At 37.2% G+C, this 23,368-nt stretch carries 25 protein-coding genes and 1 riboswitch; all 25 genes read left to right on the top strand.

Annotation, left to right across the window (positions count from 1 at the left end):
- Positions 1-43 precede the first annotated feature (43 nt).
- The 25 genes from BN358_RS02780 to grdD all read left to right on the top strand — a co-directional run bounded on the left by BN358_RS02780 (position 44) and on the right by grdD (position 23,307).
- Positions 44-1,303 (top strand): CapA family protein, encoded by a 1,260-nt coding sequence (locus tag BN358_RS02780; RefSeq protein WP_019227804.1) that lies wholly within the window; start codon positions 44-46, stop codon positions 1,301-1,303.
- Positions 1,304-1,338: 35 nt separating this feature from the next.
- Entirely contained in the window at positions 1,339-2,166 is an 828-nt protein-coding gene (gene cdaA / locus BN358_RS02775; protein WP_019227803.1) for a diadenylate cyclase CdaA, read from the top strand.
- Positions 2,147-3,391, top strand: a complete 1,245-nt coding sequence (locus tag BN358_RS02770) for a YbbR-like domain-containing protein (protein ID WP_019227802.1) — start codon at positions 2,147-2,149, stop codon at positions 3,389-3,391. Before cdaA ends, BN358_RS02770 begins: the two co-directional genes overlap by 20 nt.
- Positions 3,392-3,405: 14 nt before the next feature.
- On the top strand, positions 3,406-3,840 hold the full coding sequence (locus BN358_RS27385) for a PAS domain S-box protein (RefSeq protein WP_019227801.1): 435 nt from the start codon (positions 3,406-3,408) through the stop codon (positions 3,838-3,840).
- A complete protein-coding gene (locus BN358_RS02765; protein ID WP_019227800.1) occupies positions 3,788-4,798 on the top strand; it encodes a sigma-54-dependent Fis family transcriptional regulator in 1,011 nt (336 codons plus the stop codon). Before BN358_RS27385 ends, BN358_RS02765 begins: the two co-directional genes overlap by 53 nt.
- Positions 4,799-5,000: 202 nt before the next feature.
- Positions 5,001-5,894, top strand: coding sequence for a phosphate butyryltransferase (ptb, locus tag BN358_RS02760; RefSeq protein ID WP_019227799.1), 894 nt, complete (start codon positions 5,001-5,003; stop codon positions 5,892-5,894).
- A 14-nt stretch (positions 5,895-5,908) separates the two neighbouring features.
- Positions 5,909-6,976: a butyrate kinase gene (gene buk, locus BN358_RS02755; RefSeq protein ID WP_019227798.1), complete on the top strand. Its 1,068-nt coding sequence runs from the start codon at positions 5,909-5,911 to the stop codon at positions 6,974-6,976.
- Positions 6,977-7,005: 29 nt separating this feature from the next.
- Complete coding sequence (locus BN358_RS02750; RefSeq protein WP_040581934.1) at positions 7,006-7,680, top strand: hypothetical protein; 675 nt, start codon at positions 7,006-7,008, stop codon at positions 7,678-7,680.
- A gap of 14 nt (positions 7,681-7,694) precedes the next feature.
- The gene (locus BN358_RS02745; RefSeq protein WP_019227796.1) at positions 7,695-7,910 is read left to right on the top strand and encodes a ferredoxin family protein; all 216 of its coding nucleotides are present in this window, start codon (positions 7,695-7,697) and stop codon (positions 7,908-7,910) included.
- A 15-nt stretch (positions 7,911-7,925) separates the two neighbouring features.
- On the top strand, positions 7,926-8,987 hold the full coding sequence (locus tag BN358_RS02740; protein ID WP_019227795.1) for a 3-methyl-2-oxobutanoate dehydrogenase subunit VorB: 1,062 nt from the start codon (positions 7,926-7,928) through the stop codon (positions 8,985-8,987).
- Entirely contained in the window at positions 8,987-9,733 is a 747-nt protein-coding gene (locus tag BN358_RS02735) for a thiamine pyrophosphate-dependent enzyme (RefSeq protein WP_019227794.1), read from the top strand. The genes BN358_RS02740 and BN358_RS02735 overlap by 1 nt, the downstream gene beginning before the upstream one ends.
- Positions 9,734-10,282 (top strand): 2-oxoacid:acceptor oxidoreductase family protein, encoded by a 549-nt coding sequence (locus BN358_RS02730; protein ID WP_019227793.1) that lies wholly within the window; start codon positions 9,734-9,736, stop codon positions 10,280-10,282.
- Between the two features lie 127 nt (positions 10,283-10,409).
- Positions 10,410-11,513, top strand: a complete 1,104-nt coding sequence (gene queG, locus BN358_RS02725; protein WP_019227792.1) for a tRNA epoxyqueuosine(34) reductase QueG — start codon at positions 10,410-10,412, stop codon at positions 11,511-11,513.
- Complete coding sequence (locus BN358_RS02720) at positions 11,494-11,775, top strand: DUF503 domain-containing protein (RefSeq protein ID WP_019227791.1); 282 nt, start codon at positions 11,494-11,496, stop codon at positions 11,773-11,775. Before queG ends, BN358_RS02720 begins: the two co-directional genes overlap by 20 nt.
- On the top strand, positions 11,772-12,422 hold the full coding sequence (nth, locus tag BN358_RS02715; protein ID WP_157593224.1) for an endonuclease III: 651 nt from the start codon (positions 11,772-11,774) through the stop codon (positions 12,420-12,422). Before BN358_RS02720 ends, nth begins: the two co-directional genes overlap by 4 nt.
- 89 nt (positions 12,423-12,511) lie before the next feature.
- Positions 12,512-12,982: a tRNA (uridine(34)/cytosine(34)/5-carboxymethylaminomethyluridine(34)-2'-O)-methyltransferase TrmL gene (gene trmL, locus BN358_RS02710; protein WP_019227789.1), complete on the top strand. Its 471-nt coding sequence runs from the start codon at positions 12,512-12,514 to the stop codon at positions 12,980-12,982.
- 8 nt (positions 12,983-12,990) lie between these two features.
- Positions 12,991-14,613, top strand: a complete 1,623-nt coding sequence (locus BN358_RS02705) for a Na/Pi cotransporter family protein (protein WP_019227788.1) — start codon at positions 12,991-12,993, stop codon at positions 14,611-14,613.
- Positions 14,614-14,672: 59 nt separating this feature from the next.
- Positions 14,673-14,784: riboswitch (glycine riboswitch) on the top strand.
- 223 nt (positions 14,785-15,007) lie between these two features.
- A complete protein-coding gene (locus BN358_RS02700; protein ID WP_019227787.1) occupies positions 15,008-15,367 on the top strand; it encodes a GrdX family protein in 360 nt (119 codons plus the stop codon).
- A gap of 31 nt (positions 15,368-15,398) precedes the next feature.
- Positions 15,399-16,679 (top strand): glycine/sarcosine/betaine reductase component B subunit, encoded by a 1,281-nt coding sequence (locus tag BN358_RS02695; RefSeq protein ID WP_019227786.1) that lies wholly within the window; start codon positions 15,399-15,401, stop codon positions 16,677-16,679.
- 10 nt (positions 16,680-16,689) lie between these two features.
- Entirely contained in the window at positions 16,690-18,000 is a 1,311-nt protein-coding gene (gene grdB / locus BN358_RS02690) for a glycine reductase complex selenoprotein B (RefSeq protein WP_157593230.1), read from the top strand.
- Between the two features lie 573 nt (positions 18,001-18,573).
- Positions 18,574-19,509 carry a thioredoxin-disulfide reductase gene (gene trxB / locus BN358_RS02680; RefSeq protein WP_019227783.1) on the top strand — a complete coding sequence of 312 codons (936 nt, stop codon included), beginning with the start codon at positions 18,574-18,576 and terminating at the stop codon, positions 19,507-19,509.
- A 9-nt stretch (positions 19,510-19,518) separates the two neighbouring features.
- Positions 19,519-19,836 carry a co-chaperone YbbN gene (locus BN358_RS02675; RefSeq protein WP_019227782.1) on the top strand — a complete coding sequence of 106 codons (318 nt, stop codon included), beginning with the start codon at positions 19,519-19,521 and terminating at the stop codon, positions 19,834-19,836.
- 98 nt (positions 19,837-19,934) lie between these two features.
- Entirely contained in the window at positions 19,935-20,408 is a 474-nt protein-coding gene (grdA, locus tag BN358_RS02665; protein ID WP_083851485.1) for a glycine/sarcosine/betaine reductase complex selenoprotein A, read from the top strand.
- Positions 20,409-20,596: 188 nt separating this feature from the next.
- Entirely contained in the window at positions 20,597-22,129 is a 1,533-nt protein-coding gene (gene grdC / locus BN358_RS02660; RefSeq protein WP_019227779.1) for a glycine/sarcosine/betaine reductase complex component C subunit beta, read from the top strand.
- Between the two features lie 8 nt (positions 22,130-22,137).
- Positions 22,138-23,307 carry a glycine/sarcosine/betaine reductase complex component C subunit alpha gene (gene grdD, locus BN358_RS02655; RefSeq protein ID WP_019227778.1) on the top strand — a complete coding sequence of 390 codons (1,170 nt, stop codon included), beginning with the start codon at positions 22,138-22,140 and terminating at the stop codon, positions 23,305-23,307.
- Positions 23,308-23,368 lie beyond the last annotated feature (61 nt).

Here is a 23,368-nt window from a genome sequence, read left to right as displayed (position 1 = left end):
TTTTAAAAGATAATTAATAATTTATATAAATCAAGGGGTATAAATGAACAGAAAAAAAAGACTTAGAAAAAAAAGGCTCAGAGCTTCTTTGCTGGGTTTGATAGTTATAATAGGAATAACAGCAGCTTCATTTGCAGTGAGAGGATTGGGAAGTGAAAATAAAAACAACGAAGAAAAACCTTCGACAGAACAGCCGCCTCAAGAAGAACCTATAAAAGAAGAACCCAAAACGGACGTTATTCCGGACATTACAATAAATATAAAAGCAACAGGTGACATTATGTTTCATCCGTCACAAATTGACGGAGCATATGATGCAGCAACAAAGACATACGATTTTCACAACAGCTTCAAAGCAGTAAAAGACATATTAAGCGATGCAGATTTAGCAATAGCAAACTTTGAAGGAACAACTGCAGGAAATGAAACGTACAGTTACCAGGGCTATCCATTGTTCAATGCTCCTGACGAAGTTCTTGATGCAATAAAGGATGCAGGATTTGATGTTTTGTCCACTGCTAACAACCACAGCCTCGACACAAGAAAAGCAGGCCTCATAAGAACAGTACAGCAAATACAATCAAGAGGCATGGACAGCATAGGTACTTATGTGGAGAAACCAGCAACAAGAGTGCTCATAAAAGATGTTCAAGGTATAAAAATTGCATTCCTCTCTTATACGGAAATGTTAAACGGCCTTGATTCTGTAATGTCACCACAAGATTTGGATACATTGATCAACATTATTGATGAAACAAAAATGAAAGAAGACATTGCATATGCAAAACAGCAAAAAGCTGATGTAATAATTGCAGTTCTACATTGGGGAAATGAATATGCAAGGGTGCAGACAGCAACTCAGGAAGCAGTTGCAGACATGCTGTTTACAGAAGGTGCAGACATAATACTTGGAAGTCATCCTCACGTTATACAACCGGCCAAGACATTGGAGTATGACGGAAAGACAAAATTTGTGGCATATTCCATGGGTAATTTTTTATCAAATCAAAGAGTTGAAACTCTTGTTCCCTACGGAATGAGCGAAGAAATTTCAAAATACACGGAAGACGGCGTTGTTATTGATATTGAAATAGAAAAAAAAGGCGAAACAGGAGAAGTTTCTATTAAAAAGATAGAATATATCCCTCTATGGGTTTATAAGGGAAAGACTGCTGATGGCGGAACAGAACATGTGGTATATCCAATAATGGAATATATTGAAAGCAGTGAAGTAGATGCAAATTCAAAGACAAGAATGAACAGGTCCTACAGTGATACAATGGCGCAAATGAAAGCAGAGTAACAAATAGGTGAGAATTAAATTGGGGAAGTGGTGGCATGGAACAGATAAAATTAATTATTTCAAATATCGGACTAAACAGCATAGTGGACATAGGTCTTGTTTACTATGTGCTGTATCACGGATACTTACTCATTCGTGACATGAGAGCTAAACAGCTGGTGAAAGGAATTGTGCTTTTGGTTGCATTGATTCCAATATCGCAGATATTTCAGCTTCATATGGTTAAATACATTCTGGACCACACATTTCAGGTTGGCGTGATTGCACTGGTTGTGGTTTTCCAGCCAGAAATAAGAAAAGCACTGGAGTATCTGGGAAGAACATCATTTACTCTTTCAAGCTATGAAAAAAATGCTCAAACTTCTGAACAGGTAATAAAAGAAATTGTTTCTGCAACATCTTCACTGGCAAGGCAGAAAATCGGAGCATTGATGATATTTGAGCAGAAAATAGGTCTCACAGACATTACTGACAGCGGAACAAAACTTAATGCAAACATATCAAGCGGACTATTAATAAACATATTCATACCGAACACTCCTCTTCATGACGGAGCAGTGGTTATCAAGGATTATACCATTAGAGCAGCAGGATGTTTCCTTCCGCTTACAGAAAACAATTTATTGAGCAAGGACATAGGTACAAGACACAGGGCAGCCATAGGCATGACGGAAAAATCCGATGCCATTGCACTTATTGTTTCAGAGGAAACAGGATATATTTCATATGCTGTGGAGGGAAGGCTTTATAGAAACATTCAAATAGAAGAGCTGCAGGATTTGTTAGCCGGTATTTATACTGAAAGCGACAAGGGAAATTTAATTGATAAATGGAGAAACCGAAATGAAGATAAAAAACGATAAATTAGTCATCCAAGTTACTTGTCTAGTAGTTTCTGTAATCCTATGGATTATAATAATGGTTGAAACTAGCCCTCTGCTTAACAATACCTACACAAATATTCCTGTTACAATTAAAAATCTATCTGCACTTGAAAATTCAAACCTTGTTATGATGAACACAGACAAGGACAACCTGACTGTAAGCGTAAAGGTTGAAGGTTATGGCGAACAGCTTAATAACATAAAAAAGGGCGACTTTACGGCATATATAGATGTATACGGCTTCGGGGAAGGAATAACTAATGCCAAGGTGGAAATTTCAGGGCCAAACGGTGTTGAAATAGTAAATACTTACCCTTCTCAGATAGCATGCAACATAGAAAGAATTATATCAAGAGTCATGGATGTAACAGTTCAGTATGAAGGAAACCAGGCTGATGGTTACTACAAGTCACTGCCTCTTTCAAATCCATCGTCAGTGAAGATAACAGGACCAAGAAGCGTAGTGAATTCAGCAAATCATGCTATTGCTACTGTCAACATTGAAGGCGTTAAAAATGACCTTATAAAGACCGTACCAGTAAGAATTTATGACGGAACCGACACGGAAATATTCATGTCTTCACCGGTTGGCAATGTGGAAGTTACAGTTCCGGTGTATCCTACAAAATATGTGAACCTGGTTCCAACGGTAACAGGAAATCCTGAAGCAGGTTACCAGCTTGTGGATGTAACGGTTAATCCTGAGAAAGTAAGGATAGCTGCAAGACAGGACATTCTTGATACAATCAAGGAGCTCTCTTTGGCAGAACTTGATATTTCTGGAGCATATAACAATATACTTTCATCAAAGGACATATTGAACACCGATGGGCTCATACTCATGGACCTTACCACAACACCTGTTGTGAATGCAGTAATTGAGGAAGTAGTAGAAAAAGAATTTGTTTACAAGACATCAGACATACAGTTTGTAAATCTGAAGGAAGGAAGTAATGCATCACCTGCAAACACAGATCAGGATATCATTGTTAAGGTTGTTGGCACTTCAACTATTGTAAATTCTTTGAAAAAAAGTGATTTAATATTGTCTTCAGACATGACTGAAGCTGTTGTCGGAAACATAACAGTCAATGTAGAATGCGTTACTGATATAAAATTAAACAGTATATCTCTCAGTCAGAATACAGTTGATGTAACTGTTACTGCACCTGTCTCAGCAACAGATGCTGCAGATGAAGAGTAAATAAAGAGGATAATATGGGAAAACCAGATATTGAAATAAACAGCTTGGATTATCAGGGAATGTTACAGGCTGTTTTTCTGGCAACACAGGATGCAATCAGTGTTGTAAATGAAAAAGGCGTGCACATACTTGTAAATCCGGCATATACCAAAATTACGGGACTTGAGTATGATGATGTTCTTGGGAAAAATGCCCTTTATGACATTGAGGAAGGAGAAAGCCTCCACATGAAGGTTCTTTCTACTAAAAAACCTGTTGAGAACACAAAGTTGAAAATCAGACCAAGCGGAAAAACAGTTGTTGCCCAGGCCGCCCCCATAATCGTAAACGGAGTTATGAAGGGCAGTGTTGCTGTTCTTCATGACATGTCAGGAATTAAAGATCTTACAGACAAGCTTGAAGAAGCAAGAAAAAAAATTAAGAGCATTGACATACAAGTACAAGCCTGAAGACATAATAGGACAATCTGCTTCTATTAAAGAAGTAAAAAACATGATTGAAAAAGCTGCCAAGGTTCCTGCCACGGTTTTATTAAGAGGAGAGAGCGGAACAGGAAAAGAACTTTTTGCTAATTCCATTCATGCACAAAGCAGCAGAAAATACAATAATTTTATCAGGGTTAACTGCGCTGCTCTTTCTGATTCGCTTCTAGAAAGTGAGTTGTTCGGATATGAGGAAGGATCTTTTACGGGAGCACTAAAGGGAGGAAGAAAAGGGCTTTTTGAAGAAGCAGACAAGGGTACAATATTTCTTGATGAAATATCAGAAATAAGCATGAACACGCAGGCTAAGCTGCTGAGGGTTCTGCAGGAAAAGGAAATAATGAGGGTTGGAAGCAACAAGACAATTTCCGTGGATGTGCGAGTAATTGCTGCTACAAATGCAGACTTAATAAAATCTGTGGAGGAAGGGAAATTCAGGGAAGATCTGTTTTACAGGCTTAGCATATTGCCGATTTTTATTCCGCCTTTAAGAGAAAGAAAAGAAGACATCCCCCTTCTTGTGAAAAGTTTCATAGTAAAGTTTAACGACGAATATGGAAGAAACATTGTGGACATATCTGAAGAGGCGCTAAATATTCTGATGAGCCATGACTGGCCAGGCAACGTAAGAGAGCTTGAAAATGTCATAGGAAGATCCATAATAAACATGAACATCAATGAAAAGATGATACAGGCTGTTCATCTGCCTCATTTATATTCAAATAGAAAAACCCAGACAATGAACTGTGTTGTGTACAAAGATGAGGAATTGACAAGTTTAAACAATGTTCTGGAAAAGGCAGAAGCAGAATATATAAGAAATGCATATTTAAAACTTAACAAAAACAAAACTGAAACTGCAAGACTTCTCGGAATTTCCATTAGAAGCCTTTACTACAAAATGGATAAGTACGGAATAGAATAGTTGTGCAAAAAATTGCAAATACTACTGCTGTGCAAAAAAATGCACGCAAAAATTTGCAAATCAAAAAAATATTAGAAACTTATAAAATATATAAAATAATTTAAAAAGTTAGATGTTGAATTTTCAATGTTTAACTTTTTATTTTATTTTGTCGAAAAAAGTTGGCACAATAATTGCTTATATATTTAGTTGAGGTGAGACAGTGAAAAAGTTTGAAGATATATTAGTTTCAGCTAAGAACAAAGGCCTTAAAAAAATAGCTGTTGCATTTGCCCAGGACGAAGATGTGTTAAAGGCAATAAAAGCAGCTGTGAATGCGGGTATATGCGTTCCTATATTAGTTGGAGACAAAGAAAAAATTGAAGAAATATCAAAAGAAATTGAATTTGTCTTAGATGACATTGAAATTATTGACGAAAAAGACGGCAACCTGGCTGCCAGAAAAGCCGTGGAACTTGTCAGCAGCGGTAAAGCTGATGTTGTAATGAAAGGTCTTATTGACACATCTATAATTTTAAAAGCCGTTCTTGACAAGGAAATTGGACTTAGAACAGGAAATACACTTAGCCATGCTGCTGTGTTCGCAATTGAAAAATATCACAAACTCCTGTTAATTACTGATGCAGCCATGAATATTGCACCGGATGCAGAAGAAAAAAGACAGATACTTGAAAACTCATTGAGAGTGACCCGCTCTTTGGGAATAGAAAACCCAAAAGTAGCAGTTGTTTGTGCCAAGGAAAAAGTAAGTTCAAAGATGCAGGCAACAGTTGATGCTCAAGAACTTGTACAGATGCAAAAAGACGGCAAAATAACAGGTTGCATAGTTGAAGGCCCTTTTGGACTTGACAATGCTATTTCTAAAGAAGCAGCAGAGCTAAAGGGAGTCCATGGTGCAGTTGCCGGAGATGCTGATATATTGCTTATGCCTAACATTGAAGCAGGAAATGTGTTGTACAAGGCTTTGACATATTTTTCCGACTCAGAAAATGCAGGAATTATTTTGGGTGCAAAAGCACCAATAGTACTTACATCCAGAGCCGATTCAGACGTTGCCAAGTTAAATTCAATAGCTTTGGCAGTTTTGTGCTCATAATATAAGGAGATAACATGAAACAATTAATAATCAATCCAGGTTCAACATCAACAAAAATTGCTGTTTTCGAAGATGAAAGCCTGGTGTTTGAAAAAACTTTAAGACACTCAAATGAAGAACTAAGCCCATATCACAATGTGGCTGACCAGTTTGAATTCAGAAAACAGCTTATACTTGAAGCGTTGAAAGAAAATGACATCAAGGTTGAATCATTAAATGCAGTTGTGGGCCGCGGAGGACTGTTGATGCCTATAGAAGGAGGAACATACGCTGTAAATGACAGACTAATTGAAGATTTGAAAACAAACGTAAAAGGTGAGCATGCTTCAAACCTTGGCGGACTAATTGCCCGCAGCATAGCTGATGAAGTAAACATCCCATCATTCATAGTTGACCCGGTTGTAGTTGACGAATTGGATGATGTGGCAAGAATAAGCGGTCATCCACTGTTTGAAAGAATAAGTATTTGGCACGCATTAAATCAAAAAGCAGTTGCAAGAAGAGCTGCTAAAGAAAAATTCAACAAGGATTACAATGAAATGAATTTTGTTGTTGTTCACTTAGGCGGAGGAATTTCCGTGGGAGCACACAAAAAAGGAAGAGTAATTGACGTTAATAACGCACTGAACGGTGAAGGACCATTTTCACCTGAAAGATCAGGATCTCTTCCAGCTGATGAACTTGTAAGACTTTGCTTTTCAGGCAAGTACACTGAAGCTGAAATTAAGAAAATGATTGTTGGCAAGGGCGGCATAACTGCTTACCTTGGAACAAACAATGCAAAAGAAGTAAGCGAAAGAGCACAATCTGGCGATGAAAAAGCAAAATTGATCTACAGCGCAATGGCATACCAGGTAGCAAAGGCTGTTGGTGAATACGCAGTAGTTCTTGATGGTGAAGTTGATGCAATCCTTATTACAGGAGGCATTGCTTATGATAAAAACTTTGTTCAAATGATAGAAAATAAGGTTAAGTTTATTGCAGATGTAATAGCTTATCCTGGAGAAGATGAACTTTTAGCCTTAGCTCAGGGTGGTCTCAGAGTGTTAAACAACACTGAGGCAGCAAAGGAATACAAATAATGAGCACAGGCTTGAAAGGAGGGGCAAATATGCATGACAAGAGGTTGGTTATTGTAATTGGACATTACGGCAGCGGAAAAACAGAATTTTCAGTAAACTACGCCGTAAAACTTAAGGAGCATTATGATAATGTCAGCATTGCTGACTTGGATATTGTTAATCCTTATTTCAGGTCTAGGGAAAAAAGAGAATTTTTCGAAAAAATCGGCATCAAGGTATATGACAGCAGCATAAGAAATACAGCTGTTGACATTCCTGCCCTGCCTGCTGAAATGACCGGTGTTATCATGAACCAAAATGAGAAATCAGTCATAGATGTAGGAGGAGATCCTGTGGGAGCAAGAGTTCTTGCAAGATATGCAGAGCAAATCAAAAACGTTGAATACGACATGTTTTATGTTATTAACGGCAATCGTCCAGAAACAAGGACAGCTGAAGATACAGTGAAACTTTTGAGACTGATAGAACAAACATCAGGCTTGAAGGTTACAGGACTTATAAACAACACACATCTGCTTAAGGATACAACTGTTGAAGATGTAGAGTTTGGTCACGAGCTCACAAAGAAAGTATCCTGGGAAACAGATATACCAATACGATATGAAGCTGCTTTAAAAGAGACAGCTTTAAAAATTACAAATAAAGAAATATTAGAAAAAATTTTCCCCATAAATCTATATATGCGGGAAGATTGGATGAGTTAGAATGGAGGTTCAGTATGGCAAAAGGAAAGGTAACATTTAATGATGATGCATGCAAAGGATGCGAATTGTGTGTAACTGTTTGTCCAAAACAAATTATAAAATTAAACAAAGAAAAAATAAACAGCAAAGGATACAGCCCTGCTCATGTAATAAACATTGAAGAATGTATTGCATGCGGAAATTGCGCAATTATGTGTCCAGATTCAGTAATAACAGTAGAAAGATTATAATATCGGAGGTAGATTATGTCTAAAGTATTGATGAAAGGTAATGAAGCTGTTGGAGCAGCAGCTATAAAAGCAGGCTGCAGATATTTTTTTGGATATCCAATAACTCCTTCAAGTGAAATTCCAGAATATATGTCAAAAGCATTACCGGAAGTAGGAGGAGTATTCCTGCAGGCAGAAAGTGAAGTTGCAGCAATAAACATGGTATATGGAGCAGGTGGAGCAGGAGCAAGAGTTATGACTGGTTCGTCAAGCCCTGGAATATCTTTGAAGCAAGAAGGCATTACATATGCTGCAGGTGCTGAAATTCCATGTGTTATTGTTAACATGATGAGAGGCGGCCCTGGTCTTGGAAGTATTCAACCTGGACAGGCTGATTATTATCAGTCAACAAGAGGCGGCGGAAACGGTGATTACAGAACACTTTGTTATGCACCAGCAAGCATTCAGGAAACTGTTGATTATGTTATGCTTGCTTTTGACAAGGCTGATGAATACAGAAACCCAGTTCTTATTTGTGCAGACGGTATGATTGGACAAATGATGGAAGCAGTTGAGTTCAAAGAAAACTTAAACAAAAACTTGCCTGCAAAAGACTGGGCTACAACAGGAACAAAAGGAAAAAGAGAAAAAAATATTGTTAACTCATTGTTCCTGGAAGCAGAATTATGCGAAGATCACAACATAAGACTTGAAAAGAAATATAAATTAATGGAAGAAAATGAAGTTCTTTACGAATCATTCGGATTGGAAGATGCTGATGTAGTGTGCGTAGCATACGGAACAACTTCAAGAATAGTAAAAACAGCTATAAAATTAGCTGCGGCAAAAGGTATAAAGGTTGGAATAATCAGACCTATTACATTATGGCCATACCCATATGCAATTTATAAAGACATCAATCCAAACTGTAAGGGAATTCTTGGAGTTGAAATGAGCCAGGGACAAATAATGGATGACATTAAAATAGGAATCGAAGGAAGAATGCCTGTATATTTCCACGGAAGAACCGGAGGAATGGTTCCTACACCTGCAGGAATATTGGCTGAAATTGAAAAAATCGCAGGAGGTACTAAATAATGACAATGGTATACGAAAAATCAAAAGGCTTGACAGATGTTCCTTTTCATTACTGCCCAGGATGTACACACGGAGTAATCCACAAACTTGTAGCTGAAACTTTGGTGGAACTTGGAGTATTGGAAGATGCAATAGGAGTTGCTCCTGTTGGATGTTCAGTTCTTGCATATAAATATTTTAACTGCGACATGCAGGAAGCTGCTCACGGAAGAGCTCCGGCTGTTGCAACAGGTATAAAAAGAGTTCATCCTGAAAATGTAGTGTTCACATATCAGGGAGACGGAGACTTAGCTTCCATAGGAACTGCTGAAATAGTTCATGCAGCTCACAGAGGAGAAAAATTCACTACAATATTCGTAAACAACGCAATATATGGAATGACAGGCGGCCAGATGGCTCCTACAACATTAATAGGACAGAAAACTACTACTTCTCCACTGGGAAGAACAGTAGAGCACAGCGGAATGCCAATCCGTATGTCTGAAATGCTTGCTACAATTGACGGAGCAAAGTTTGTTGAAAGAGTATCTGTTGACACTCCTGCAAACATCAGAAAAGCAAAAAAAGCAATAAAAAGAGCTTTTGAATGCCAGATACAAGGCAAGGGATTTGCAATAGTTGAAGTGTTGTCCACATGTCCTACAAACTGGGGTTATACTCCTGTCAAAGCATTGGGATGGCTTCAGGAAAATATGATACCATATTATCCTTTAGGAAATTTCAGAGATTTTGAGGAGGACAAATAAATGGAAGAAAAAGTAATAATGGCCGGATTTGGCGGTCAAGGTATAATGGCTATAGGAAAGCTTCTGGCATATGCAGGAATGCTTGAAGACAAACAGGTTTCATGGCTTCCATCTTATGGTCCTGAAATGAGAGGCGGTACTGCAAACTGTGCAGTAATAGTTTCTGATGAAGCAGTAGGTTCTCCGCTTATTTCAAAAGACGGAACTGCAGCCATAGTAATGAATCTCCCTTCTCTATCAAAGTTTGAAAATGAACTTGTTCCAGGTGGAAAACTTATAATCAACAAATCATTGATTGATGTTGAACCAAAGAGAAAAGATATTGAAGTTTACTACGTATCAGCAAATGAACTTGCAGCTGAACTTGGAAACCCAAAAGTAGCTAACATGATTATGCTTGGTGCTTATGTAGAACTTACAAAAATAGTTGAAATAGATTCAGTTCTCCATGCATTCCTTAAAGTTTTCGGAGAAAACAAAACTCATCTTGTTCCTTTAAACAAAGACGCTTTGTTAAAAGGTGCTGAAGCAGTTAAGGTTAGAGCTTAATAATGGGCTGCCAAATGAAAATTTGGCAGCTTTTATTTATTAGGCGTTTCATGCTTTTAAGCTGTGATTTTTTAGCCTTGAATTATTTTGTAATATGTTATATTGTATATTAAGATGAGGAAATGATATGAAAAATATAATTGCTGATATTGCAAAAAAAATCGGAATAGATGTCATTGGGTTCACAGATGTTGTAGATTACAGCTATTTGCAGGAATTATTAGTTTCAAGAAAAAACAATGGGTTGAACAGTGAATTTGAAGAACAGAATATTAAAAAAAGACTTGATTCAAGGAACATTTTGCACGGATGCAAAAGCATCATTGCAATTGCTGTGCCTTATGCAGAGGGATATAAAAAATCTCAAGCCCCAAACAAGGGGCTTTTAAGCGTTGTGTCATATAAAGAGGACTATCACAAAACTGTTAAAAAACTCCTTGAAAATCTTGCTTTTGAAATGAAAAACTATTTTAGTTTTGAATATGCAGCCTGTGTTGACACTACACCTCTGGTTGATAGAGAAATATGCAAAAACGCAGGTATTGGACATTATGGAAAAAATAATCTATTAATAAATGAAAATTATGGTTCATTTATAAGTCTTGGTTACTTGCTAACGGATCTTGAAATAAAGTGTGTTAACAGCCAGTCTGTTGACATATGCAATGACTGTACCATATGCATTAAAAGTTGTCCAAACAACGCAATATTAAAAGGCGGAACAATAGATGCTACCAGGTGTATATCGGGACTCACACAGACTAAAAAATACATTCCTTTAGATTACAGAAAGAATATGAAAAATCAAATTTATGGATGTGATGTGTGCCAGTTGGTTTGTCCGAAAAACAGAAAAATTCTGGAGAAAAAAACAAATGAGGATTACAAAAGTCTGGAGCTTAACCTTGAAGAACTGCTTAAAATTTCAAATGCAGAATTTGAACAAAAGTACGGCAACATGTCAGGCAGCTGGAGAGGAAAAAATGTGTGGAAAAGAAATGCACTGATTTCCATTGCCAATCTAAAGCTTGTTTCATTGTTTGAGGATGTTGAAAATGAACTTGATAATCCTTCAGACATGATTAAAATTTATGCTTATTGGACATTGATGGAGCTTGACAGTAAAAAAGCATCAGGTATTTTGCATAAGAGATATGATTATGAAAATGATATAATTAAATGTGAGATTTTAAAATTGCTGGAGGATTATCATGACAGTGGGAACATGTGAAATTGAAATTTTAATTTATGAATCATATTCATTAAAAGAAAAAAGGCATGTGCTTAAAAGCATAATAGAAAGGATAAAGTCAAGATTTAATGTTTCCGTGGCTGAAGTTGATTTCAATGACATATGGAATAAGTCAGTTATAGGTATTGCAGCGGTTTCGAACAGCAAAAATATCTGTGATTCAGCCATAACAAAAGTGATTGATTTTATTGACAATGATGAAAGAGTTGAAATAATTAATTTTGTTAAGGAGATTTATTGATGACGAAAACAGAAAAGATTTACGAACTTTTGAAGGATACTTATCCTGATGCAAAGTGCGGCCTTGACTATACAACTCCATTTCAGCTTCTTGTTTCAACCATGCTCAGCGCTCAGGCAACGGACAAAAGCGTAAACAAAGTAACAGAAGAATTGTACATGCAATATCCGGATCTTGATAGTTTTCTTAAATTATCTCAAGATGAATTAGAAGAAAAGATAAGAAAAATAGGATTGTACAAAAATAAGGCAAAAAATATTTATCTTATGTGCAGGGAACTTAAGTGTAAGTATAATGGAGAAGTTCCACAAAATATGGAAGATTTGATGAAGCTTCCAGGAGTTGGAAGAAAGACGGCATCTGTTGTTTTAGTAGAAGCATTCCATATTCCGGCCTTTCCGGTGGACACCCATGTTTTCAGAATTTCAAGACGTCTTGGACTTTCTAAAGGCACCACTGCTGACAAGGTATCTGATGATATGATGAAAAGATTTCCAAAATACAAGTGGCATCTGCTGCATCACCTGCTCATAACTCATGGGCGAGCTACGTGTACTGCAAAAAATCCAAAGTGTACTGACTGCAGTGTTCGAGATCTTTGCGATTATTATAAGAAAGTGCACATAAAGAGTTTAAACAATTTGTAATATATGGAAAAAATAATTCCTTTATTATATCGTCAAACAATGATATAATTACTGAGCGTTCAACATTATATTCAATTTAGGAGAGAAAAATGTCATTAAACATAGTATTATTTGAACCTGAAATTCCGCAGAATACAGGCAACATTGCCAGGACATGCGCAGCAACAGGTTCAAACTTGCATTTGATTAAGCCTCTTGGATTTTCCCTAGCGGACAAGTATTTGAAGAGAGCCGGCCTTGACTATTGGAATTTGGTTAACATAACTATTTATGAAAATTTTGAAGATTTCCTGTCCAGTGTGAAAGGTAGGGATGTATTCATTGCAACAACCAAGGAAAGCAGATTTTACACTGATGTTACTTATACAGATGATTGTTTCATAATGTTTGGTAAAGAAACAGCAGGGCTGCCTGATTGTATTCATCAGGAATATAAAAACAGCAGAATTAAAATACCCATGATTGACAATGTCGATGCAAGAAGTTTAAATCTTGCAAATTCAGTAAATATAGTAATGTACGAAGCTTTGCGTCAGTTGGGCTTCAATAACTTGGTGTAGGAGGAAATATGGATATAGCAATCAGTTTAATAGGTGGACTTGGTCTGTTTTTATTTGGAATGAACTACATGGGTGACGGCCTTCAAAAAGCAGCAGGCAGCAAAATGAAGGACATATTGGCTGCACTGACTAAAAACAAGCTCATGGGAGTGCTTGTGGGTACTCTTGTTACAGGAGTTATACAAAGCAGCAGTGCCACAACCGTAATGGTAGTTGGTTTTGTAAATGCAGGATTGATGAATTTGCATCAAGCTGTTGGAATAATAATGGGAGCCAATATAGGAACAACAATTACAGCATTTTTAGTTTCATTGAATATAACAAAGCTTGCAACATTTATGGCAGGAATAGGTGTAATATTATATCTTTCAGCAAAAAAGAAAAAAGTTAAGAACATAGCAGAAGTAATAATCGGTTTTGGTATATTGTTTATAGGAATGGATATTATGAAAGATGCCATGGGGCCTCTTGAGACAAACCCGGCTTTTACAGGTTTGATGACAAAGTTCAGCAATCCTTTTATTGGAATACTTGTAGGTTTTGTAATGACAGCTATACTTCAGTCAAGCAGTGCAACAACAGGTATATTGATTGCGGTTGCAGCTACGGGTGTTATTTCATTCGAATCAGCATACCCCATAGTTTTTGGACAGAACATAGGAACATGCGTTACAGCACTTCTTGCAAGCATAGGAGCAAACAAGACTGCAAAAAGAGCAGCCGTAATACATCTTTTATTCAATGTATCAGGTACGCTTTTGTTCATGATTTTCATGAAAGCGCCGGTTGAGTGGCTGGTACTTAAAATTGTTCCTGCGAATGTTCCTCAGCAAATTGCGGCAGGACACATATTTTTTAATATTATTAATGTTGTTATCATGTTTCCATTTTCCAGTCTTCTTGTTAAAGCTTCAGAACTTCTTGTTAAGACCGATGGTGAAGATTCAGAACATGCAACAAAATATATTGACGAGAGACTTCTTGTTACTCCTTCAATAGCGTTGGTTCAAGCTGCAAAGGAAGTGCTTCACCTTGGAAACATAGCATATGAACAGTTTGATACAGCTGTTACAGCTTTCTTTAATAATGACGAGGAACTTGTATACAAGGTCTTTGAACTGGAAAAGAAAGTAAATGAAGTGAGCAAGGAAGCTCTGGAATATCTTGTTAAGCTTGATAAGGAATCTATGACAGATGCTGAAAAGGATAAATTGGTTGTGCTCATGAACAGCATTAACGACATAGAACGTGTTGGTGACCATGCAGACAATGTAGGAGAGTTTGTTCTTTATAAAATAGAAAACAAGGTTAATTTTTCAGAACAGGCAGTAGAAGAAATCAGAGCTATGTTCGAAGATACAATGGCAGTTTTCAAGGCAGCCCTTCTGGCATTAAAAACAATAAATTGTGATGATTGTGACAAAGTTTCGGAAATAGACTCAAGAATCGATAAAGCGTATAAAACTCTAAGGAAAAATCACATTGAGAGGTTAAATAACTACATTTGCGAGCCAAGTGCGGGAATAATATTTTTGGATATAATCGGAAACCTTGAAAGAATTGGAGATCACTCTTCAAATATTGCAGAATCAATAGTTGAGGTCATTTCCGGTAAGGATGAAAAAAAATAATAAATATTACTTGATTTATTAAATATAATTATATATAATAAATCTAAGTGAATAATTGAATGACGTTTGCGGGAGAGACTGTTATGTTATTAACAGCGCCGAAGGAGTAAGTAAATTAATATTAGCCATATTATTGATGATGATCTCAGGCAGAAGGACCGTAAGCTGACAAAACTCTGAAAAGCGCAGGCACCGAAGGGGCAACTCGTAAGGGGAAACTCTCAGGTTATAAAACAGAGCAGAAGGCATAATATTTTTTACATGCTTTCTGCTTTTTTTAATTTTAAATTTTAAAAACAATCTGTGAAATAACGTTTATTTTTATTATTAGTGCACAAAATACATACGATTAGTTTCTTATAAAAAAAGTATAAGTAAATAACAGGTGGGAATAATGATTATTACAAACAATGAAAAGGTTTATGACAAGTACAAGGATAAAATAAAAATCATATTTGTTCAAGGCGGTTTCAAGGATGTATTGGTTAAAACCAGGGACAAGATTCACGAGGGTCATGAGCTTCTGACACATCCTCTGTCCAGCAGTGTAAAACCAAATGAAACGCCATTTAAATCTGTTATGATTTCCGACGATAAGAGAAGCTTGAATTTAGATTCGCTGTACATAATAGAAAATTCAATAATGACCTATGATAATTTCAGCAAACACAAATTTGGCATGATGACGGATCAGATAACAGAAGATTTTAAATTAATTGATTTAACAGTGCTTGAAAGCGCGTTAAATATATAAACACGAGCAAAAATTTATGGAGGTGAACGGTTTGAAGTTAGAATTAGGCTACATTTTTATTAAGGATATTCAGTTTGCTGAAAAATCCAAAGTAGAAAACGGCACATTGTATGTTAACAAAGAAGAAGTTAAAGCGATAATTCTAGAAGATCAGAATTTCAAGTCAGCTGATGTTGAGCTTGCAAAACCAGGAGAAAGCGTTCGTATAATGCCTGTTAAAGATGTTATTGAACCGAGAGTAAAGGTTGAAGGACCTGGAGGAATATTCCCAGGCATGGTAAGCAAAGTTGAAACTGTTGGTTCAGGCAAAACAAACGTTTTAAAGGGTGCTGCTGTTATAACAACAGGTAAGATCGTTGGTTTCCAGGAAGGTATTATCGATATGACTGGTCCTGGAGCTGAGTACACACCATTTTCACAAACAAATAATTTAGTATTGGTTTGCGAACCAATCGAATCACTGAAACAGCATGAACATGAAAAAGCTTTAAGATTTGCAGGATACAAAGTAGCTATGTATCTTGGAGAACTTGCTAAGAACATGACTCCTGATCAGGTTGATACATTTGAAACTCCTACACTGGTAGAAGGAATTAAAATGTATCCTGAATTGCCAAGAGTTGCTTATGTATGCATGCTTCAAAGCCAGGGCTTGATGCATGACACATATGTATATGGCGTTGATGCTAAACAGACTATATCTACATTGATTTATCCTACAGAAATGATGGACGGCGCTATAGTAAGCGGTAACTGCGTATCTGCATGCGATAAAAACACTACTTATCACCACTTGAACAATCCTGTTGTTCATGACTTATTTGCTGAGCATGGAAAAACATTGAACTTTGTTGGTGTTATAATCACAAATGAAAATGTATACCTTGCAGACAAAGAAAGATCATCAAACTGGAGTGCTAAGCTTGCTGAATATCTTGGAGTAGATGGTGTTATAGTATCAGAAGAAGGTTTCGGAAACCCTGACACTGACCTTATAATGAACTGCAAGAAAATTGAAAACAAAGGCATTAAGACTGTTCTTATTACAGATGAGTATGCAGGAAGAGACGGCACATCACAATCTCTTGCAGATGCTGACGTAAGAGCAAATGCAGTTGTAACAGGCGGAAATGCCAATGAGGTAATTGAACTTCCACCTATGGACAAAATAATTGGCCACGTTGAAGTTGCTGATGTAATTGCCGGTGGTTTTGACGGCAGTCTCCATGCTGACGGAAGCATAACTGCTGAGTTGCAGGTTATTACAGGAGCTACAAATGAAATGGGCTTCAACAAATTGAGTGCGAGATAGGAAGGAGGAGATAATTATGCTAAAAGTTGTTCATTATATAAACCAATTCTTTGCCAATGTAGGCGGAGAAGAAATGGCTCACATTCCAGCTGAATTAAGAGAAGGCAATGTAGGACCTGGATTAGCTTTCCAGCAGGCATTCGGAGATGAAGCACAAATTGTTGCTACAATTGTGTGTGGAGACTCTTATTTCAACGAAAACATGGAAGAAGCACAAAAAACTATCATAAACATGGTTAAAGAATTACAACCAGATTTATTTATTGCAGGTCCGGCATTTAATGCAGGAAGATATGGCGTTGCATGCGGTACTATTGCAAAAGCAGTGAAGGATCAATTGAACATTCCGGTTCTTACAGGAATGTACAAAGAAAATCCTGGAGCTGACATGTTCAAAACAAGTCTGTATGTTGTTTCCACAAAGAATTCAGCAGCAGGCATGCGTGATGCAGTTAAGAAAATGGCTCCTCTTGCATTAAAGCTTGCAAAAGGTGAAAAAATAGGAGCTTCTTCTGAAGAAGGCTACATGCCAAACGGAATCAGAAAGAACTTCTTTGATACTGAAAGAGGATCAAAAAGAGCAGTTAAGATGCTGTTAAGCAAATTAGCAGACAAAGAATTCGAAACAGAATTCCCAATGCCTGACTTTGACAGAGTAGCACCTAATCCTGCTGTAAAAGACATAACAAAAGCTAAAATCGCTTTGGTTACTTCCGGCGGTATTGTTCCTAAAGGAAACCCTGATCACATTGAATCATCAAGTGCTTCAAAATATGGAAAATACGACATTGATGGTGTAATGGATTTAACAGAAGCAACATATGAAACTGCTCACGGCGGATATGACCCTGTTTATGCAAATTTAGATCCTGACAGAGTACTTCCTGTTGACATTCTTAGAGAATTTGAAAAACAAGGTAAAATCGGAAGTCTGCACAGATATTTCTATACTACAGTTGGTAACGGTACAGCTGTTAAGAGTGCAAAAGCTTTTGCTGCAAAATTCGCACAGGAACTGAAAGCTGACGGAGTTGATGCAGTTATACTGACATCAACCTGAGGTACCTGCACTCGTTGCGGCGCAACGATGGTAAAAGAAATAGAAAGAGCAGGAATTCCTGTTGTACATATGTGCACAATAGTTCCTATATCTTTGACAGTTGGAGCTAACAGAATAGTTCCTACTATAGCAATTCCTCACCCACTGGGAAATCCTTCACTGACTCTTGAAGAAGAAAGAGACATCAGAAGAAACTTAGTAGGAAGAGCATTAAGAGCATTAGAAACTGAAGTTACAGAGCAAACAGTATTTGAAAAGTAAAGATGCCCTAACCCCATTTTTCAGACGTTTTTCTGAAAAATGGCGGTAGGTCATTCGCGTCGATTATGATTTACCCAATTTCTTCGACCGTTAGTGAGAAAGAAATTGTTGGTAATTCAAACGCAATGAGTTCCATATTTGCATGAGCGAAAGCGAATAAACAAATATGTGAACGAAACTGCGCTTCCCAAATTATGAGAGCGATAGAGAGCAAATAATTTGGTGAATGAGACTGCGAGACATCCCAAATCTTCGATTTGGTGATGGTCGCTTATCCTGAGCAAAGCGAAGGATCTCGTCTTTGAAATGTGAGATGATCCAAATAGGTTGAATCCTTAAGCGACTGCAAAGGATCTCGAAAAATATTGTTTCAAAAATGATAGTTTTTAGGCAGTGTTTTTTGGGTATCATAATCTGTGTCCCGTACTGGCGACAGATTAGTAAATATTTTAGTTCGCGGCAGCAATTGCCGCGAACAAATATAATTATTGAATATTGCGTGCAATTTTCAATAATTATATATCATATTTTTTATTAAATATGATATCAGTGACTATAGGAAAGAGGTGTAAAATGGGCAAAGTATATGATGTTATAATAATCGGCGCAGGACCGGCTGGCTTGTCAGCGGGACTTTATGCTGGAAGAGCAAGACTTAGTACTTTGATTATTGAAAAAGAAAAAGATGGAGGACAAATAGTTCTTACATCTGAAGTTGAAAATTACCCTGGATGCTTGGAAGGCGAATCAGGACCGACATTGGTAGACCGTATGGCTGAACAGGCAAAGCATTTTGGAGCTGAAAAAGTATATGATGAAATAGTTGAAGTAAAACTCGAAGGTAAGGAAAAGGTACTGGTAGGCAAAAAAGGCGAGTATGTAGGCAAGACGGTTATAATTGCCGGCGGAGCTACATCAAAACTAATCGGTTGCCCAGGAGAAAAAACCTTCACAGGTAAGGGAGTTTCATACTGTGCCACATGTGACGGAGCTTTCTTTGAAGACTTTGAAGTGTTTGTAGTTGGCGGCGGAGATACTGCTGTTGAAGAAGCAATGTATTTGACCAAGTTTGCAAGAAAAGTATCCATCATTCACAGAAGAGATGAATTAAGAGCAGCCAAGTCAATAAGAGAAAAAGCTATGGCTAATCCTAAAATGAATTTCATATGGGATTCTGTTGTTAAGGAAATCAAAGGTGACGGAATTGTAAACTCCATGGTATTGGAAAATATTAAAACAGGAGAAGTTACAGAAGTAGTAGCAGATGAAGATGACGGAACATTCGGAATTTTTGTATTCATTGGTTATGAACCTAAGACTAAACTGTATGAAGGTATTTTAAATATCGATAAGGGTTACATAGTGACTGATGAAAATATGAAGACAAATATTGAAGGTGTTTACGCAGCCGGAGATATTAGAGTTAAAAGTCTGAGACAAGTGGTAACTGCAGCAGCAGATGGTGCCATTGCAGCTGTTCAGGCAGAAAAATATATAGAAACTTTATAGGAGGCTTTCATGTTAGTACTGGATAAAACAAATTTTGATGAAGAAGTTCTTCAGGGACAAGGATACATACTGGTTGATTTCTTCGGAGACGGTTGTGCACCATGCGAAGCTTTGATGCCGCATGTAATGGAATTGTCAGAAAAATACGGCGACAAGCTAAAATTTACAAAATTAAACACTACAAAGGCAAGAAGAGTTGCCATTGGACAAAAAGTATTGGGTTTGCCTGTCATTGCAATGTATAAAGATGGAGAAAAAGTGGAAGAACTTATTAAAGAAGATGCCACTCCTGAAAATATAGAAGCAATGATTCAAAAATATATATAGTATGGTGACACACCTTTAGTATAGAGATAGTCTTTGGAGTAAAAGGAATGTCCCCATATAATAGGTCAAACATAAAAAATAACAAAGGAGGAATTAAAATGAGCTTATTGAATGGTAAGAAAGTTATTATAATAGGCGACAGGGATGGAATACCAGGGCCGGCAATTGAAGAATGTGTTAAAACTGCCGGAGCTGAAGTTGTATTTTCATCAACTGAATGCTTCGTCTGAACTTCCGCAGGCGCAATGGATTTGGAAAATCAAAAAAGGGTTAAAGAATTTGCTGAAAAGTACGGTGCTGAAAATTTAGTAGTAGTGCTTGGAGCAGCTGAAGGTGAAGCAGCAGGTCTTGCTGCAGAAACTGTAACAAACGGAGACCCTACATTTGCCGGTCCATTGACAGGAGTTCAGTTAGGACTCAGTGTATTTCATGTATGTGAACCAGAAATTAAAAACGAAGTTGACGAATCAGTTTATGACGAACAAATAAGCATGATGGAAATGGTATTGGATGTTGATGACATCATCAGCGAAATGACTCCTATCAGAGAAGATTTTTGCAAATATCTGTAGTCGATTATATTTGATTTGTTAATTTCTATTATATAGAATATTAATTTATCATGAAAATTTGCTTCGCAGAAATGCGAAGCAAATTTTAAACTTTTTACACATAATTTGAAGTATAAAGTCTAGGGTTTAAATTCCTAGTTAAACTTTATACCTTGTATTTTAAATTTAAAAAATTGCGGAGGTAATATATGAACAGTGTAATCAGAGGTGCAAGTTACATTCTTGCGTTTGCGCCTGATATGGTAATTCATAACGGAACTACCCAGACAACAGAAAGAACAGTAAATCCCAATTCAGAATATTTAAAACAAATAAAAGACCATTTGAGAACTTTTGAACAGGTTGTAAAATACCTGCCTAACCAGACATATATAGGAAATATTCATCCCGAAGAGCTTGCAAAATATGAACAGCCTTGGAATGACAAGGAAGCTGAAGGTTTTGGAAGATTCGGAAAATACGGCGAAATCATGCCCCAAGATGAGTTCATAGTACTCATGCAGATGTGCGATGTGTTTGACCTTGTTAAGCTTGAAAAAAACTTCCTTGAAACAACGAAAGAAAAACTTGGCACACACCCATTGTTTGATGAAAGTCTCATGAACAGAATAAGCGAAGGTGAAGATGCTCAAGTTGTTAAAAAATATGTTGATGAAGAACATGCTGAACCTTTGTACAACAACGGTGAATTAATCGGCTGTGTAAAAAGAGCCCATGACATTGACACTAACCTAAGCGCACACGTAATGCTTGAAAACCTTGTTTCAAAGGCTTCTAACGTTTTGTCATTATTAAATCTTGTTGCAAAAAACAATATTAACAAGGAAGAAATTGACTACGTCATCGACTGCTGCGAAGAAGCATGCGGAGATATGAACCAAAGAGGCGGCGGAAACTTTGCAAAGGCTTGTGCTGAAGTAGCAGGATTTGTTAATGCCACTGGTTCAGACACAAGAGGTTTCTGTGCAGGACCTACACATGCACTCATTGAAGCTGCTGCATTGGTAAAGGCGGGAGTTTATAAAAATGTTGTAGTATCAGCTGGCGGATGTACTGCAAAACTTGGAATGAACGGCAAGGATCACATAAAGAAGGGTCTTCCTATTCTTGAAGACGTTCTTGGAGGATTTGCTGTATTGGTAAGTGAAAATGATGGTATCAGTCCAGAAATAAATCTTGACCTTATTGGAAGACACACAGTTGGAACAGGATCTTCACCACAAGCTGTTATCACATCACTGGTTTCTTCTCTAGATAAGGCTGGAATGAAAATAACAGATGTTGATAAATATTCTGTTGAAATGCAAAATCCAGATGTTACTAAACCTGCCGGAGCAGGAGATGTTCCATTGGCAAACTACAAAATGATAGGTGCTCTTGCAGTTAAAAGGGGAGACATAGAAAAGAAGGATCTCCAGGACTTTACTGAAAAGCATGGTATGATAGGCTGGGCACCAACACAGGGACACATTCCATCAGGAGTGCCATATATCGGATTCTGCAGACAGGACATTCTTGACGGCAAAATCAAAAATGCCATGATAGTAGGAAAGGGAAGTTTGTTCCTTGGAAGAATGACAAACCTGTTTGATGGAGTATCATTTATCGTTGAAGCAAACAAAGGCAAGGAAGAAGAAAAATCCGCTGTTTCTGAGGACAAAGTAAAAGAATTGATAGCTCAGGCGCTCAAAAATTTTGCTTCAAATCTGCTGGCAGAATAGGAGGACATATGTCTGAAAAACAAGTAAACCAAATAATCGGCAAGGTGTTCAACCAGCTGGCTGATACATTAATAAGCGGCGAATATGGACAGAAACCACGCGTTGCTGTTACTGCCATGGGAAGCGAGCACGGCGAACAAACTATATTTCAAGCTGCAGCAAAGGCTGCTAAAGGCGGCATTGATGCAACAGTCATAGGAAGTATGACAATTGAAGGAGTAACAACTGCTTTTGTTGAAAATGAAGATCAAGCCCATAAAAAAATGGAAGAGCTTCTTGACAAAGGTGAAATAGATGCATGCGTAACAATGCATTACCCATTTCCAATTGGAGTTTCAACAGTGGGAAGGATTGTAACACCTGGAAAAGGAAAGGAAATGTTCATTGCAACAACAACAGGAACTTCTTCTACAGATAAAGTTGAAGGAATGGTTAAGAACGCCATTTATGGTATAATAACTGCCAAAGCATGCGGCATTAAGAATCCTACTGTTGGTATTTTAAATGTTGATGGTGCAAGACAAACTGAAATAGCTCTGACAAAATTAAAAGAACAGGGATATGACATAAATTTTGCAGCTTCTCAAAGAGCAGACGGCGGTGCTGTCATGAGAGGTAATGACCTTCTCATGGGTTCAGCTGATGTTATGGTAATGGATTCTTTAACAGGAAACCTCATGATTAAAATATTTTCTTCTTACACAACTGGCGGAAACTATGAGTCACTAGGCTACGGATACGGTCCTGGAATCGGTGAAGGCTTTGACAAGCTCATACTTATAATATCAAGAGCTTCAGGCGCTCCATTAGTTGAAGGAGCCATGAAGTTTGCCGGAGAACTGGTAAAAGGAAATTTAAAAGCCATTGCAAAAGAAGAATTTGAAAAGGCACACAAAGCAAATCTTACTGAAATACTGAAAGGAACTAAAACAGTAAAAAAATCTTCTGAGGACGAAGTGAAAGCTCCAAAGAAAGAAGTTGTGACTTCCCAGATTTCAGGAATTGAAATAATGGACCTTGAAGATGCTGTAAAGCTTCTGTGGAAAAACAATGTTTATGCAGAAAGCGGAATGGGCTGCACAGGACCAATAATTCTTGTAAATGAAGCAAACACTGAAACTGCCATTAAAGTTCTTCAGGACAATGAGTTCATAGCAAAAGAAAAAACCTGCTGCTAAAACAAATTTAGGGTAGGACTACTGTCCCACTGAAGATAACAAAATTATTGAATTAATAACA

Source organism: Sedimentibacter sp. B4 (assembly GCF_000309315.1).
GTDB classification, from domain to species: domain Bacteria; phylum Bacillota; class Clostridia; order Tissierellales; family Sedimentibacteraceae; genus Sedimentibacter; species Sedimentibacter saalensis.
Note: the sequence above shows the minus strand (reverse complement) of the source record. Positions and strands in the feature narration are given on the sequence as shown.